Source organism: Saccharothrix sp. 6-C (assembly GCF_016695385.1).
Lineage (GTDB): Bacteria > Actinomycetota > Actinomycetes > Mycobacteriales > Pseudonocardiaceae > Actinosynnema > Actinosynnema texasense.
On sequence record NZ_CP064192.1, the window covers coordinates 5,585,864 to 5,600,695 of the forward strand.

At 74.8% G+C, this 14,832-nt stretch carries 13 protein-coding genes; 4 read left to right on the top strand and 9 right to left on the bottom strand.

Going from position 1 to position 14,832, the window contains the following annotated elements:
- Positions 1–416 precede the first annotated feature (416 nt).
- Complete coding sequence (locus IOD16_RS23185; RefSeq protein WP_201436121.1) at positions 417–1,535, top strand: DegT/DnrJ/EryC1/StrS family aminotransferase; 1,119 nt, start codon at positions 417–419, stop codon at positions 1,533–1,535.
- A gap of 33 nt (positions 1,536–1,568) precedes the next feature.
- On the opposite strand, the gene IOD16_RS23190 is transcribed toward IOD16_RS23185, so the two are convergent.
- The 6 genes from IOD16_RS23190 to IOD16_RS23215 all read right to left on the bottom strand — a co-directional run bounded on the left by IOD16_RS23190 (position 1,569) and on the right by IOD16_RS23215 (position 8,666).
- Positions 1,569–2,573 carry an aminotransferase class I/II-fold pyridoxal phosphate-dependent enzyme gene (locus IOD16_RS23190; RefSeq protein WP_201436122.1) on the bottom strand — a complete coding sequence of 335 codons (1,005 nt, stop codon included), beginning with the start codon at positions 2,571–2,573 and terminating at the stop codon, positions 1,569–1,571.
- A complete protein-coding gene (locus tag IOD16_RS23195; RefSeq protein WP_201436123.1) occupies positions 2,570–3,850 on the bottom strand; it encodes an FAD-dependent oxidoreductase in 1,281 nt (426 codons plus the stop codon). The genes IOD16_RS23190 and IOD16_RS23195 overlap by 4 nt, the downstream gene beginning before the upstream one ends.
- Positions 3,847–5,505 carry a prenyltransferase/squalene oxidase repeat-containing protein gene (locus IOD16_RS23200; protein ID WP_201436124.1) on the bottom strand — a complete coding sequence of 553 codons (1,659 nt, stop codon included), beginning with the start codon at positions 5,503–5,505 and terminating at the stop codon, positions 3,847–3,849. The genes IOD16_RS23195 and IOD16_RS23200 overlap by 4 nt, the downstream gene beginning before the upstream one ends.
- The gene (locus IOD16_RS23205) at positions 5,502–6,521 is read right to left on the bottom strand and encodes a UbiA family prenyltransferase (protein ID WP_236594300.1); all 1,020 of its coding nucleotides are present in this window, start codon (positions 6,519–6,521) and stop codon (positions 5,502–5,504) included. The genes IOD16_RS23200 and IOD16_RS23205 overlap by 4 nt, the downstream gene beginning before the upstream one ends.
- A gap of 30 nt (positions 6,522–6,551) precedes the next feature.
- Entirely contained in the window at positions 6,552–7,571 is a 1,020-nt protein-coding gene (locus IOD16_RS23210) for a polyprenyl synthetase family protein (RefSeq protein WP_201436125.1), read from the bottom strand.
- Positions 7,572–7,652: 81 nt separating this feature from the next.
- Positions 7,653–8,666, bottom strand: a complete 1,014-nt coding sequence (locus IOD16_RS23215) for a methyltransferase (protein ID WP_123747009.1) — start codon at positions 8,664–8,666, stop codon at positions 7,653–7,655.
- Positions 8,667–8,740: 74 nt separating this feature from the next.
- Between IOD16_RS23215 and IOD16_RS23220 the strand changes: the two genes are divergently transcribed.
- A complete protein-coding gene (locus tag IOD16_RS23220; RefSeq protein WP_123747008.1) occupies positions 8,741–9,604 on the top strand; it encodes a TauD/TfdA dioxygenase family protein in 864 nt (287 codons plus the stop codon).
- Here the strand turns inward: IOD16_RS23220 and IOD16_RS23225 are convergent.
- Complete coding sequence (locus tag IOD16_RS23225) at positions 9,598–10,767, bottom strand: cytochrome P450 (protein ID WP_201436126.1); 1,170 nt, start codon at positions 10,765–10,767, stop codon at positions 9,598–9,600. The genes IOD16_RS23220 and IOD16_RS23225 overlap by 7 nt on opposite strands.
- 76 nt (positions 10,768–10,843) lie before the next feature.
- Between IOD16_RS23225 and IOD16_RS23230 the strand changes: the two genes are divergently transcribed.
- Both IOD16_RS23230 and IOD16_RS23235 read left to right on the top strand, forming a co-directional pair.
- Positions 10,844–12,010 (top strand): nucleotide disphospho-sugar-binding domain-containing protein, encoded by a 1,167-nt coding sequence (locus IOD16_RS23230; RefSeq protein WP_201436127.1) that lies wholly within the window; start codon positions 10,844–10,846, stop codon positions 12,008–12,010.
- The gene (locus tag IOD16_RS23235; RefSeq protein ID WP_201436128.1) at positions 12,007–13,191 is read left to right on the top strand and encodes a cytochrome P450; all 1,185 of its coding nucleotides are present in this window, start codon (positions 12,007–12,009) and stop codon (positions 13,189–13,191) included. The genes IOD16_RS23230 and IOD16_RS23235 overlap by 4 nt, the downstream gene beginning before the upstream one ends.
- Here the strand turns inward: IOD16_RS23235 and IOD16_RS23240 are convergent.
- Together IOD16_RS23240 and IOD16_RS23245 are read right to left on the bottom strand one after the other, a co-directional pair.
- Complete coding sequence (locus IOD16_RS23240; protein WP_201436129.1) at positions 13,151–14,557, bottom strand: condensation domain-containing protein; 1,407 nt, start codon at positions 14,555–14,557, stop codon at positions 13,151–13,153. The genes IOD16_RS23235 and IOD16_RS23240 overlap by 41 nt on opposite strands.
- Entirely contained in the window at positions 14,550–14,753 is a 204-nt protein-coding gene (locus tag IOD16_RS23245) for a hypothetical protein (protein WP_201436130.1), read from the bottom strand. Before IOD16_RS23245 ends, IOD16_RS23240 begins: the two co-directional genes overlap by 8 nt.
- Positions 14,754–14,832: the final 79 nt, after the last annotated feature.

The following is a 14,832-nucleotide window of genomic DNA, read 5'->3' on the forward strand; positions in this document are numbered from 1 at the left end:
GCCCGACGGCGACCGGGCACATTGACGTTCGACAGGACGCGTGGTGTGATCCCGACTGTGACCGCGCTCGACGCGGTGTCGGTGCAGACGCCGGCTGTCCGCGTTCCCCTCGAAGTCCTCGCAGAACCGCTGGGGTCGACCGACATCCGGGTCCGGCGGTTCGACGGGCTGGGCGGGTTCAGCCACGACCCGGCGCTGTCGTTCGCCCGCACCCGGCGCGCGCCGTGGCCCGGGGCTCCCGACCGCGCGCGCCGGTCAGCCGCTCACCGTCGGGTGGTGGCGGCCGGTCGACGTGCTCGCCGGGCCGGGCGGGTCGGTGGTGGCCGGCGGGCACGACCGCGGACCGCGCCACCTCCGCCTGGTCGGGACCGAGGCGCGCGCTGACCGGAAACCGGCCGCACGACGAAGGAGCACGCATGATCCCCCTGTTCAAGGTCGCGATGTCCGGCACCGCGCCGGCCCTCGTCGAGAAGGTCCTGACCAGCGGCTTCATCGGGCAGGGCGCCAAGGTGGACGAGTTCGAGGCCGCCCTGGCCACCCGGATCGGCAACCCGAAGCTCGCCACCGTCAACAGCGCCACCTCGGGGCTGCACCTGGCCCTGCACCTGGTCACCGGCGGTGTGGGCGGCGAGGGCGGCGAAGTGCTGACCACGCCGATGACGTGCAGCGCCACCAACTGGCCGATCCTGGCCAACGGCTTACGCCTGCGCTGGGTGGACGTCGACCCCGCCAACCTCAACATGGACCTGGACGACCTGGCCCGCAAGATCACCGCGCGGACGAAGGCGATCATCGTGGTGCACTGGGCGGGCTACCCGGTGGACCTGCGGCGGCTGGCCGAGGTGCTGGACCAGGCGGAGAAGGTGCACGGCGTGCGCCCCGTGGTGATCGAGGACTGCGCGCACGCCTGGGGCGCCACGTTCGACGGCAAGCAGCTGGGCAACCACGGCAACATCTCGGTGTTCAGCTTCCAGGCCATCAAGCACCTGACCGCCGGTGACGGCGGCCTGGTCGTGCTGCCGGACAAGGAGCTGGCCCGCCGGGCGCGGCTGCTGCGGTGGTACGGCATCGACCGCGAGACCACCGCGCGGTTCTCGTTCCTCAACGACATCCCCGAGTTCGGCTTCAAGTTCCACATGAACGACATCAACGCCAGCATCGGCCTGGCCAACCTGGAGCACGTGGACGAGGTCCTGGCCAAGCACCGCCGCAACGCCGCGCACTTCGACGCGGAGCTGGCCGACGTGCCGGGCCTGGAGCTGACCGAACGCGCGCCCGACCGCGAGTCGTCGTTCTGGATCTACACGATCAAGGTCGACGACCGCGACGGGTTCATGCGGCGCATGGAGGAGGCGGGCATCATGGCCAGCCAGGTGCACGAGCGCAACGACGTCTACACGACGGTGCGCGAGTACGCCGCGCTGCTGCCCGGTCTGGACAGCGTGAGCACGCGGATGGTGTCCATCCCGGTCGGCTGGTGGCTGACCGAGGACGAGCGCGGGCACATCGTGTCCACCATCAAGGCGGGCTGGTAGGGACGCGCGCCGCGCCGGGACCCGGCGCGGCGCTCACCTCCGCGAGCGCGCGAAGGCCAGGAACCGGTCGTTGGCCGCGGCCGTGCCGACGGTGACCCGCACACCCCGACCGTCCAGGCACGCCACCAGGATGCCCGCGGCCTTGGCGTCGGCGGTGAACGCGGCGCTGTCCTCCCCCAGCGGCAGCCACACGAAGTTGGCTTCGCTGTCGGGCGCGGTGTGCCCGGCGTCGCGCAACCCGGCGACCAGCCGGGCGCGCTGCTCGGCCACGTCGGCGCACCGCCGCGCCAGCTCCTCGGTGACGTCCGGGTCGAGCGCGCGCAGCGCCGCGGCCTGGCCCAGGGAGTTGGGGAAGAACATCATGCCGGTCATCCGCGCGGCCATCACCCGGTCCGGGGGCAGCACCGCGTAGCCGACGCGCAGCGCGGCCAGGCCGTAGGCCTTGGAGAAGGTCCGCACCACGCACACGTTCGGGTGGTCGCGGCGCAGGTCCAGCGCGTCGGGGAAGTCCGGGTCGGTGACGAAGTGCCGGTAGGCCTCGTCGACCACCACGGGCACGTCGGCGGGCACGCGGCCGAGGAACTCCGCCAGCTCGGCGCGGCCCAGCGCGGAGCCGGTGGGGTTGTTGGGGTTGCAGATCAGCACGCACCGGGTGGCGTCGGTGACCGCGTCGGCCATGGCGCGCAGGTCGTGCCGGTAGCCGTCCACGGGCACGGGCACGCTCTTGGCGCCCGCGTTGGCGACGATCAGGGGGTAGCCCTCGAACGACAGCGCCGCGTGCACGACCTCCGGCGCCGGCCCGAACGACTGCACCAGGTGCTGCAACAGCCCTGCCGAGCCCGGTCCGACGAGCACCGCCTCCGGTGCGACGCCCAGGTGCCGGGCCAGCCCGGCGGTGAGCGCCCCGGCCAGCCGGTCGGGGTAGCGGTTGAGCAGCGCCGCGCCGTCGGCGACCACCTGCCGCAGCGCGGGCAGCGGCGGGTAGGGCGTCTCGTTCATGGACAGGTCGTGCAGCCGGTCGGCGTCGACGGCGGTCATCGGACCTCGCTTCCCCTCGGGTCGGCCGCGTGCGGGTCGTGGGCACGCCGGTCGGCGAGCACGCCCAGCTGGTAGAGCCGGTCGACGAACGTCAGCGGCCGGACGTCCGTGCCGGACATGTTGCCCGCGGTGCGCCGCAGCAGCCGGGGGTTGGCCGCGGTGCGGCGCATCATCCGCGCGCCCAGCAGCCGGGGCGCGCCGGACAGCGCGGTGATCATGCGGGCGGCGTTGTGGCTGACCTTCGCGATGTGGTCCAGGCTGGGCCGCCGGGCCGCCTCGTAGGCCGCCAGCGCTTCGTCCACCGCCGCACCACCGTCCACGGCGGACCGCGCGGCCAGCGCCCCGGCCAGCGCCTCGGCGTCGGCCAGCGAGCTGTTGACGCCCTGCGCCGCCATCGGGTGCACGGCGTGCGCGGCCTCGCCGACCAGCGCCAGGCCGGGCACGGCCAGCCGTCCCGCGCGCAGCCGGGACACGCCGAACAGCTGCCGGCGGTGCAGGCTCGCCGCCAGCGCGGGCGCCAGCGGCGCGAGCGCGGGCACCTCGGCGAGCACGCCGTCGACCCAGCGGCCCAGCTCGGCCAGCCCGGTGGCGCGGAACTCGTCCGGCGCGACCTGGACGTAGAGCCGGCAGCGGCGGCCGGGCAGCGGGTAGACCAGGCGCAGGCCGCGCGCGGTGCGGTAGGCGGTCACCTCGCCGGGCACGTCCGCGTCGGCCACGTCGAAGGCCAGCAGCCGGTGCGGGTACTCGTCCCGGTCGACGGTGATCCCGGCGTCCTTGCGCAGCGCCGAGGACATGCCGTCGGCCGCCACGACCAACCGCGCGCGGACCTCGCCGCCGTCGACCGCGACGCCCGCGACCCGGCCGCCCTCGCGCAGCACCCCGCTGACGCGCACGCCGCGCACGACCTCCACGGTGTCGGGCAGCGAGCGGGTGATCGCCGCGCACAGGTCCTCGTAGGCCGCGCACAGCACCTGCCGGTGCGGGCCGGGCAGGGCGCCGTACTCGACGGTGAGCAGCGCGGCGCCGTCGCCGTCGCGGATGGCCAGCCGGTCGACCGGGCGCGCGTCGGCGGCCCTCAGGTCGTCCAACGCGCCCCAGTCGGCCAGCACGCGCACCGCGCCGGGCTGGAGGATCTCGCCCTTGGCGGTCGGCGCGGGGGTGCGCCTGCGGTCCAGCACCAGCACCCTCAGGCCGGTCGCGCCCAGCGCCCGCGCGGCGGCCAGCCCGCCCGCGCCCGCCCCGGACACGACGACGTCGACGGTCCCCGGGAGCGTCATCGGACGGCGGCCCGGTACTCGCCCAGCGCCTTGAGCGCCACGGCCTGCGTGATCACGCCGTTGGCGTAGCGCACGTGGTGGCGGATGTAGTTGCACACCCGCGTGGGCTCCCACCCACCGTCGGGTCCGACGGCGGCCACCAGCCAGGCCGCGCCCCGCTCCACCGCGTCCGCGCCGGTCCCCGCCGCCAGCAGCGCCTGGACCGCCCAGGACGTCTCCTCGACCGAGCCCTCGGTCCCGTCGCCCGGACCCCAGGAGCCGTCGGGCAGCTGGGTGCGCAGCAGCCAGGCCACCGCCTTGCGCACGACCTCGTGCCCGCCGTGCCCGGCCCGCGCCAGCGCGGCGACCACGACGGCGGTCCCGGACGTGTGGTCGCGGTACCACAGGTTCTCGAACGTGCCGTCCGGGTTCTGCGAGGTGAGCAGCCACGCGGCGGCGGAGGCCACGGCCGGGTCGTCGGCGGGGCGACCGGCGTCCAGCAGGGCCTGCACGGCCTGGCTGGTGATCGCCGGGCACGGCCCGTCGTTGGCGAGCTTGGTGTCGCGCACCCACAGGCTCCACGAGCCGCGCGTGTCCTGCCGCCCGGTCAGCCACTCCAGCCCGCCGCGCAGCCGGTCGTCCTCGGCGGCGCCGGGCAGCCCGGCCAGCGCGCTGAGGATCTCGGCCGACTCCAGCGTCACGGGCCAGCCGCGCCGGGTGGAGAAGCTCCAGCCGCCCGCCGGGACGTCCAGGACGGTGAACGGCTCGGTGGTGCGGGCGGCGTGCAGGAAGTCACGGGCCGCGCGCAGCCGGGGGTCGTCGGCGTACCCGGCGGCGACCAGGCCGGTGGTGGCGTAGCCGGTGCGGGTCAGGTCGAGGTTGGCCACCGCGTCCCACGCGCCCTCGGGCCGGACCGCGGCGCGCAGCCAGCCCGCGATGGCGGCGGCGATGTCGGGCGCCTCGCCGGAGCGGGCCAGGCCGAGCAGGACCAGGGCGGCGGGCCACGGGTCCTCGCTGAGCGCCCCGGTGCGGCCCTCGTGCTCGTACACCGCCCGGACCAGTCGCAGCGCCGCCGGACGGGCCAGGCGCAGGGTGAACCGGCGCACCGGGCCCGCGGGCAGCAGGTCGTCCTGCGCCAGCGCCAGGCCGACGAACGGCGCGGTGCGGAACGAGATCAGCCGCCGGCGCAGCTTGTCGGCCAGCACGATCTCCAGCGGCAGCCGCCGCAGCGCCCCCGCCTCGGCGGTCAACCCGGCCAGGGTCAGGAACTGCCGGCACATCAGCGCCACCGCCCGGTCGGTCACCGCGTCCACGCCGCCCAGCGCGGCCAGCGCGGCGCGCCCGGCGGTCACGGCCGTCGCGCTGCGCTCCGGGGAGACGATGCGCAGGGCGGCGGTGGCGATGGCCGTGGGCACGGCCTCGGTGGGCGCGCCGTCCACCCCGCCCCAGCCGCCGTCGCCGTGCTGCCGGTCGCGCAGCCACGCCGCGCCGCCCGCGACCAGGTCGGCGTGGGCGACCGGGTCGGCGGCGTGCAGCGCCGTGATCGTGCCCGCCGTGCCCAGCACGGAGGCGGGCGGGTCGTCGGTGAACGCGCCGTCCGGGCGCTGCCGGGCCAGCAGCGCCTCCGCGCCGCGCTCCACGGCCTTCGCGACGTCGACCTGCGACCCGGCTGTCATGTCTTGTCCTCCAACGGGATCAGGCGGCGCGAACGGACCCCGGACGGCCGGGACGTGCCCAGCTCGTGCCTGCTCCGCATCGCCGACTGCGTCCACCATGTCAGCGCGGCCAGCGGCAGGGCCAGCCCCAGTTGCCAGCCGACGCCCAGGCCGAGGCCCACGACCGCCGAGGCGAGCACGAGCCGTTCGAGCACCAGCACTTCGTGGCTCCGCAGCGCGACGACCACCGGCACGTCCGCGCGCCGCCGGACCAGGGGCGCCAGCGCGAGCACGCCCAGCGCGGCCACGACGGCCAGCGTCCCCAGGTACGCCGCCCGGTCGCCGACCGCGGAGAGCAGCCCGCCCGCCACCGCCGCGCCGATCACCGCCAGGTACAGCGCGAGGACCGTCCACACCGCGAACGGCATGCCGCGGCGCACCGGCAGCGTGCCGTAGCCGCCCGCCCGGTCGCCCTCCACGTCGCGCAGCGCGCCGACCAGGTTGGACGTCGTGTCGTGCAGCCAGAACACCGCCGCCAGCGCGACCACCGCGGCGATCCCCGACGACGGCCACGTCCCGGCCACGCACACCCCGTACACCAGGGCGATCGCGCCGAGCGCGCCGCGCACCAGGTTGCCCGCGATGCCCCGCGCCTTGGCCCACCGGCTGTAGGCGACGATCCCGAACACGCCGAGCACGGCGGCCAGCAACGTCGGCCACCCGCCCAGCACCGCGATCACCGCCACCACCAGCATGCACAGCACACCGCACGTCCGGGCGACGCGCGGGCTCAACCGTCCCGAAGGGATCGGTCGGTGCGGTTTGCCGATGGCGTCCAGGCGCCGGTCGAAGTAGTCGCCCAGGTAGTGCCCGCCCAGCCAGCCCGCGGTGGGCGCGGCCCACGCCGCGAGCAGCCGCCACGGGTGCCCGGCCGCGCCGGCCAGGACCGCGCCGCCGAGCCCGATCAGCCCGACGTACCAAAGCGTGTAAGGGCGCCACGTCTCCACGTGCGCCCGGACCGCCGCGCCGAAGCCCACGCCCTCACCCCCGGCCGTCCGGCGGCGCGCTCACCGCGCGCCGCTCGTGGTCCAGCGCGCGATGTCGGCCAGCGCGGTCGCGTGCGGCGACGGCGGCAGCCCCGCCAGCCCGGCCAGCGCCAGCTCCACGTGGGACACCATCCGCCGGTGCGCGCTCTCCACCGCGCCGGAAGCGGCCACCAGGTCACGGACCCACCGCACGTCGCCCTCCTGGGCGGCACGGCGTCCCAGGACGTCCCGCAGCTCTCGGCGATCGGCCTCGTCGGCCGCCTCGTAGGCCAGCAGCACCGGCAGGGTGGGCCGTCCGTTGAGCAGGTCGCTGTCGCCGGGTTTGCCGGTCTGCTCGGGCGTGGCGACGAAGGCCAGCAGGTCGTCGCGGATCTGGAAGGCGATGCCGACGTTCTCGCCGTAGGAGGCCATCATCGTGCCGATGTCCGCGCCCGCGCCGCCCAACGTCGCCCCGATGTAGCAGGCCGCCCGGAACAGCGCGCCGGTCTTGAGGCGCACCATCTCCTCGTACCAGCGCGCGCCCTCCTCCGGGTCGCCGACGAGGCGCGACTCCAGCACCTGGCCGCGGCACAGCTCGCGGCCGACCTCGGCCAGCTCGCCGACCGCCGCCACCACGCGCGCGGGCGAGGCGGGCCACGGTTCGTCCACAAGCGACTCGAAGGCGCTGAAGATCAGGCCGTCACCCGCGACGATCGCGTTCGGGACTCCGTAGGCGGCGTGCACCGAGGGCCGGCCCCGGCGCAGGTCGTCGCCGTCGATGATGTCGTCGTGCACGAGGGTCGCGGTGTGGACGTACTCCAGCGCGAGCACGGCCGCGGTGACGCGCTGCGGGTCGCCGCCGACGGCCTGCGCGGTGTGCAGCGCCATCAGCGGGCGCAGCAGCTTCCCGGCCGGCACCAGGGCGAACCGCGCCATCGAGGCCAGCTCGTCGGTCGTCTCCGGCCAACGGCGGCGCAGCTCCTCCTGGAGGAGCCGTCCCGACTCGCTGTGGGCCAGACCGTCGAGGAAAGTCCGATGCTGCGGTGAGTCGGAAACGGTCATGCGCGTCCGCCCTTCGACAGGCGACAGGTTTGACGCTCAGCGTGACGGTAAGGCGCGGAGAATCGCGCGGCAAGAGGGCGATCAGCGCAACGCCGCCCGGAACTCCATGAGCGCCAGGCCATCCGAGCCCGCGAACGTCCGCGCCGGCGCCAGGCCGACCGACGCGGCGAGCGCGTCGTGCGCCGCGCGGTCCCGCTCCCGGCCGCCCACCTCCACCAGCATCCGGAGGTCGAACGGCGACAGGTGCGGCACGTGCGGCTCGGTGGGCAGCACCTCGACCACGAGCACTCGTCCGTCCGGGCCGGCCGCTTCGGCGCAACGGCGCAGGATCGTCGCGGCGGAGGCGTCGTTCCAGTCGGTCAGCACGCGCGAGACGACGTAGACGTCCGCGCCCGCGGGCAGGGGCTGGAAGAAGTCGCCCTCGACCGCCTCCACCCGCTCGCCCAGGCCGGTCCCGGCGAACCGCGCCGCCGCGGTGGCCACCGGCTCGGCCCGGTCCACCAGCATCCCGCGCAGGTGCCCGTGCGCGGCCAGCAGCTCGGCCAGCAGCGCGCCGGACCCGCCGCCGACGTCGGCCACCAGACCCACCTCCGGCCACGGGTAGAGCTCGGCCACCTGCGGCGCGGTCGACGCCTGGAGACCGGCCATCAGCCGGTCGAAGTGCGCGCGGTACTGCGGGGTCGCGTCCAGGTCGGACCAGAAGTCGCGGCCGTGCACCGACGCGTAGCCCGGTTCGCCCGTGCGCACCGCGTGCGGCAGGCCGAGCGCGGCCAGGTCCATCCGGGCCGGGAAGGCGTCCAGGTCGAACCTCGTGCCGTAGCCGGTGTCGCCGCGGTCGCGGAGCAGTTCGCCCAGTCCGGTCAACGCGAACACGTCCGGTGAGACCTCCGCGAACACGTCGCGGTGGGCCAAGTGGCGCAACAACCGGCCCAGCGCGTCCCGATCGGCGCCGCAGCGCTGCGCCAGCGCGGTCAGGTCGGTGGTGCCCGCCGCGATCAGGTCGGGCACGCGGAGCGTGACCGCCGTGCGCACGGCCATCGGGGTGACCAGGTCGGTGAGCGCGTCCAAGCGCTCCCCTGCGTTCTCGGGCGCCATCGGCGCAGCGTCCCGAACCGCACCACCGCAGTCAACCCGTGGACCAATGCCCCTTCGTGGCACAGAATGGCCCGATGACGAGTGTGACCGCCCCGGAAATCCGGCTGGTGTCCGGCGCCCTCGGCGCGGAGATCAGCGGTATCGACCTGAACACGTTGACCGACGACCAGTTCGACCTGATCCGCGACCGGCTGCTGCGGCACCAGGTGGTGTTCCTGCGCGGTCAGGAGAACCTGACGCCGCAGGCGCACATCGACTTCGGGCGGCGCTTCGGCGAGGTGGAGCTGCACCCGTACCTGCCGCGGCTGGAGAGCCACCCGGAGATCGTCGTCATCGACTCGGAGGAAGGCGCGAAGGTCGACGTGTGGCACACGGACATGACCTTCCACGAGAGCCCGCCGATCGCGTCGGTGCTGCACCTGATCGACCTGCCGCCCAACGGCGGCGACACCATGTGGACCAACCAGTGCCTGGTGTACGAGTCGCTGTCGGCCCCGCTGCGCGACCTGGTGGACGGCCTGACCGCGATCCACACCATCCGCGTGGGCACCGAGTTCTCCAGCCGCGCCGAGCACCCGGTGGTGCGCGTGCACCCGGACACCGGCCGTCGATCGCTCTACGTCAACCGCCTGTTCACCTCGCACATCCCCCAGTTGTCGCGCAACGAGAGCGACGCCCTGCTGGAGTACCTGTTCCGGTTCTCCGAAGGTCCGCAGTTCACCTGCCGCTTCCGCTGGCAGCCCGGTGACGTGGCGATGTGGGACAACCGGGTGACGCAGCACTACGCCGTCAACGACTACCGCGAGCGCCGCCGGGGTCAGCGCATCACGGTGCTGGGTGACGTGCCGACGGGCAACCCGCCGCGCTGGGAGCACTACGAGCCCGCGCCGGGCGAGCGGTACTGGCCCGACCGGGTCAACGCGGTGGAGGACTACTGATCCTCGCGCCACACCACCGGGAACTCGACGATGCCCCCGTTGATCCGGTCGTGGCGCCACGGCAGTTCCTCGACCGCGACCGCGGGCGCGAGCCCCGGCAGCCGGCGCAGCAGCGTCGCGATGGACAGCTCGACCTCCATCCGGGCCAGGGCCGTGCCGAGGCAGAAGTGCGGCCCGAACCCGAAGGCCAGGTGCGCCGTGCGGGGCACCCGGTCGATGTCGAACACGTTGGGGTCGCCGAAGACCCGGGGATCGCGGTTGGCCACCCACGGCACGGCCATGACGCGGTCCCCGGCGCTCATCGCGACGTCACCGACGGTCACGTCCTCGGTGACGACCTGCACGCGGAACATGCTGCTGACCGCGGTGTACCGCAGGATCTCGTCCACCGCGGCGGGGATCTTCTCGGGTGACCGCACCAGGTCCGCCAGCTGCTCCGGGTGCTGGAACAGCACCCGGACACCCGCGGCCGTCGAGCCGACCTCGAGGCCGCCGCGCAGCAACCCCATGGCCAGCAGGATGATCTCCTCGTCGGACAGGCCGTGGTCGTCGCCGCCCTCCAGCCACACCGACAGCAGGTCGTCGCCGGGCTCCACCCGCTTGGCGGCCAGCTGCCCCGCCAGGTAGACCCACAGCGACTTCGCGGCCTCCGCGGAGTTGTAGTCCACCACCGAGTTCAGGCCCGCGAGCCAGCCGTGGAACCGCTCGCGGTCGGTGGCCGGGACGCCGATCACCTCGCAGATCACCAGCAGCGGCAGGGGCGCGACGAGGCCGCTGACCAGGTCGGCGGGCCGCGGGCCGGCGATCATCGCGTCCACCAGCTCGTCCACCAGTGCCTGCACGCGCGGCCGGTAGTGCGCCATCCGGCGACCGCCGAACGCGCGGCTGCCCACCCGGCGCACCGCCGCGTGCGCCGGGCCGTCCTGGTTGAGGTCGCGCAGCGGCGGGTGCCCCGGCGGCGGCCGGTGGAGCACCCGGCTGAACCGGGGGTCGGCCAGCACCTTGACGCACCCGGCGTAGTCCAGCACGAGCCAGGCGGGCTCCCCGTCGGGCAGCAGCACCCGGCTCACCGGGTCGGTCTCCACCATGCCGACCAGTTCCGGCGACAGCTCGCCGGTGAACGGCTCGAAGGGGTACTGGCGCGGTTCGGGTGTGACGGCCACGGTGGTTAACACTGCGCCCGAACCCCTTCTGCGTCAACGGATTCCGCACACCCCCCGCACCGGGTTACCATGCCGGGTGCGCATTCTGATCTCGACGTGGGGCTGGCGTTCGCACTTCTACTGCCTGGTGCCGGTGGCGTGGGCCTTGCAGGCCGCCGGGCACGAGGTGCTGGTGGCCACCCAGCCGGGGCTCGCGCCGGTCGTGGACGAGGCCGGCCTGGTCGCCGTGCCGCTGGGACCGCACCTGGACTTCGAGGCCGTGTTCACCGACCGGATCGGCAAGGTCGGTGGCAGCACCGGTGACGGCACGCCCGATCCGGACGGTCCGGCGATCACCCCGGACGGCGGTGTGGTCCACATGGCCCAGTCCTGGGTGGACGACCTGGTCGCGTTCGGACGGTCCTTCCGGCCGGACCTGGTCCTGTGGGAGCCGTTCAACCTCGCCGCGGCCGTGGCGGCGGCGGTGCTGGACGTGCCCGGCGCGCAGGTCCTGTGGGGACCGGACCACGGTTCCACGCTGACGTGGGACCACGACGGCGTCTTCGGTCCGATGGCACGACGCTTCGGGATCACGTCGTCGGACGTGCGCGTGGCGGGCGGCCTGATGATCGACCCGGTGCCCGCGCCGCTCCAGGTGCCGCTGCCCGTGCCGAGCCTGCCGATGCGCTACCTGCCCTACAACGGCACGCACATCCTCCCTCCGTGGCTGCGCGAACCGCCGAGCCGGCCGCGCGTGTGCGTCACCGCCGGCACGGTCGCCGGGCCGGGGCTGTCCGAGCGGGCCGACCTCGCCGACGTCATCCGCGCCGTGGCGGGCCTGGGCGCGGACGTGGTCGTCGCCGTGGCCAAGGCCCACCGCGACGCGCTGCCCCCGATGCCCGACACCGTGCGGGTGGCCGACGCGCCCCTCGCGCTGCGCCTGGTGCTGCCCGGCAGCGCGGCGTTCGTCCAGCACGGCGGCGCGGGCACGATGATGACCGCCCTCGTCCACGGCGTGCCGCAACTGGTCCTGCCGCAGGTCGGCGACGAGCACTTCAACGCCGAACGCCTGCTGCTGTCCGGCGCGGGCCTGGTGCTGGAGGAGCCCGATGCCGGGTCGGTGCGCGACAGCGTCGCCGCGCTGCTGGACGGCGGGCCGTGGCGCGAGGCCGCCGAGCAGCTGCGCGACCGCATCCACGCCATGCCCACCCCCGCCCAGGTGGTCGACCGGCTCGTCGCCTACGCCGAAGGAGGCCACCCGTGATCCGCTTCCCGCTCCCGCCCGCGCCGTCGCTGCACCACCCGTCGCCGGAGTACGCGCGCCTGCGCGCCGAGGACCCGGTGCCGAAGGTGGAGCTGCCCGACGGCTCCCCCGCCTACCTCGCGACCCGGCACGCGGACGTCCGCACGGTCTTCAGCGACCCCCGGTTCAGCCGCGCCGCGGCCACCGGGCCGAAGGGTCCGGAGTGGGAGCTGGGGTCGCTGGCCGACGACTCGCTGCTGGGCATGGACCCGCCCCTGCACACCAAGGTCCGCCGCGTGGTCGGCAGCGCGTTCACCGCGCGCCGCGTGGAGGACCTGCGCGCGACGGTGGCCGGGCTCGTGGACGGCATGGTCGACCGCCTCGAAGAGGCCGGTCCCGGCGCGGACCTGAGCGCGCACGTGTCCGCGCCGCTGCCCATCGCGGTGATCAGCGGGCTGTTCGGCGTGGCCGACGAGGACCAGGACCGGGTCAAGGAGTGGTCGGACGCGCTGGTCGGCGACTGGCGGGCCGACCCGGGCCCGCCGCGCGCCGCGCTGGCCTCGTTCGGGGAGCTGATCGAGAAGCGGCGCGCGAACCCCGGCGACGACCTGATGAGCGCCCTGGTCGCCGCGTGGGACCGGGAGGACTCGCTGTCCGAGCGGGAACTGGTGTCCGTCACCGCCGGGCTGCTCGCCGGCGGCCACGAGTCGACCACCAACCAGATCAACCTGTTCGTCACCGTCCTGTCCAGCCACCTCGACCAGCTCGCGGCCCTGCGCGGCGACGACCCGCACGCCGTCGCGGTGGCCGTGGAGGAGCTGACCCGCTACATCCAGCTGGGCGAGAGCGGCATCCTGATGCCCCGGGTCGCCCTGGAGGACGTCGACCTGGGCGGCGTCACGGTGCCGGCGGGCTCGGTCGTGCTGCCCGCCGTGGTGTCGGCCAACCGCGACGAGTCGGTGTTCCCGGACGCCGACCGGCTCGACCTGACCCGCTCGCCCAACCCGCACATCGGGTACGGCGCCGGCGCGCACCACTGCATCGGCGCTTCCCTGGCCCGCATGGAGCTCCAGGAGGCCCTGGGCGGCCTGCTGCGCCGGTTGCCGAACCTCCGCCTGGCCGTGCCGGAGTCGGAGCTGCGCCTCAAGCCCGGCCTGGTGGTCAGGAGCTTCCAGGAGCTGCCGGTGACGTGGGACCGATAGCGGGCGCCGTCGGGTCGAACGCGGCTCGCAGCGCCACCTCCTCGACCGCGTGGAGCATCGTCTCCACCTGGTCGGTGGTGAGCACGGCCATGTCGAACACCATCTGGAGGTGGACCGTGCCGGGGCGGTCCTCGACGCTGATGAACAGCTGGTCGGGCATCGCGTCGAGGTGGCCGTCCCAGGACAGGGACGTCCGGGGCAGCTCGGCCCGCACCCGCTGCTCGGTCACCGGGTCGTCGTCGGCCAGCAGCTCCTCGGCGTCCGGGCGGGTGCTGAACCTCAGGTCGCTGATGCGGCACGTGACCTCGGCCGGGTGGCCGCGCTCCGCGTCGAGGCGGGCCACCAGGCGGTCGAGCTGGTCGGGGTCGTAGTAGGCGCGCATCCACGCGGCCGTCGCCGCGTGCCGGGTCCGCGCCACCACCTCGTCCACCGTGCCGCCCAGGTCCAGCGTCACCACCGAGTTCTGGCTCAGCGTGCCGATCACGTCGGCGAAGCCGGGCCGGAACCGGTTGCTGACGATGACGTTGGTGGTGAGCGGGTCGACGCCGGTGGCGCGGCCGATCGCGATGGCCAGCACGGCCAGCAGCACCCGCGCGGTGTCGGTGCGGGTGCGGCGGGCGATGGCCAGCACCGCCAGGTGGGCGGCCGGCGAGCTGAACCGGCCGTGCCAGTAGCGGTGCCCGAGCCGCCCCTCCGGGTACTTCGGCTCGCCGAACGTCGCGCGCGGCAGGTCCCGGAGCCGTTGCTCCCAGTAGCGCATCGCGCCGTCGCTGGTGCGCCGCACCTCGGGGGTCTGCTCGCGGCGCGCGAGGTCCAGCCCGGTGATGGCGTCGGGGTCCAGCTCGCGGTCGGCCAGCTCGCCGACGCCCAGGCCGGTCATCAGCAGCAGCGTGCCCGTGCCGTCGGCGACGAGGTGGTTGACCGCGAACACCAGGTGCGCCGCCCGGCCGCGGTGCTCCAGCACCGCCAGCCGGACCAGCCACGGGGTGTGCCCCTCGAACGGGGTCATCATCCACTCGAACCAGACCTTGTGGCTGTGCCCCCGAACCTCGGCGGGGTCCGCGTCGTCGTCGAAGGCGGTCACCTCGACGTCGATCTCGCCGGAGGGCACGACCACCTGGCACGGCTCGCCGTCGTCGCCGACGCCGATCGTCATCCGCAGCGCGGGGTGGCGGCACATCATCTCGCCCAGCCGGGCCGCCAGGTCGGCGACGGTCACGCCTTCGGGCAGCGGGTGCGCGCCGCTGTTGTTGTGCGGCCAGCCGGTCGCGCGCATGTCGCGCATGATCGCCTTCTGGCCCCACGTCAGGGGTGCGGTGCCCGCGCCGGGTCCGGAGAAGGGGACGGTGACGCGGCGCTCACGCATCGGCGCGCCCGAGGATCGGGCCGAGGTGGTGGCCGCCGGAGCCGAACGGGCCGGGCCGGACGATGCGCGCGGGCGCGACGAGCAGGTGTCCGGTGTCACCCTTGGTCCAGCTCACCGGCGGCATGGCGCCACCGAGCACGTCCGTGACGGCCTTGGCCTCACCGACCTTGGCGGCGGCGCGCAGCGCGATCTTCATGCCGACCGCGCGGGGCCGAGCGCGGAGTCCCCGCCGATCCGGTCGGTGTCGTTCTTCACCGCGGTGAGCGGCCGCCTCG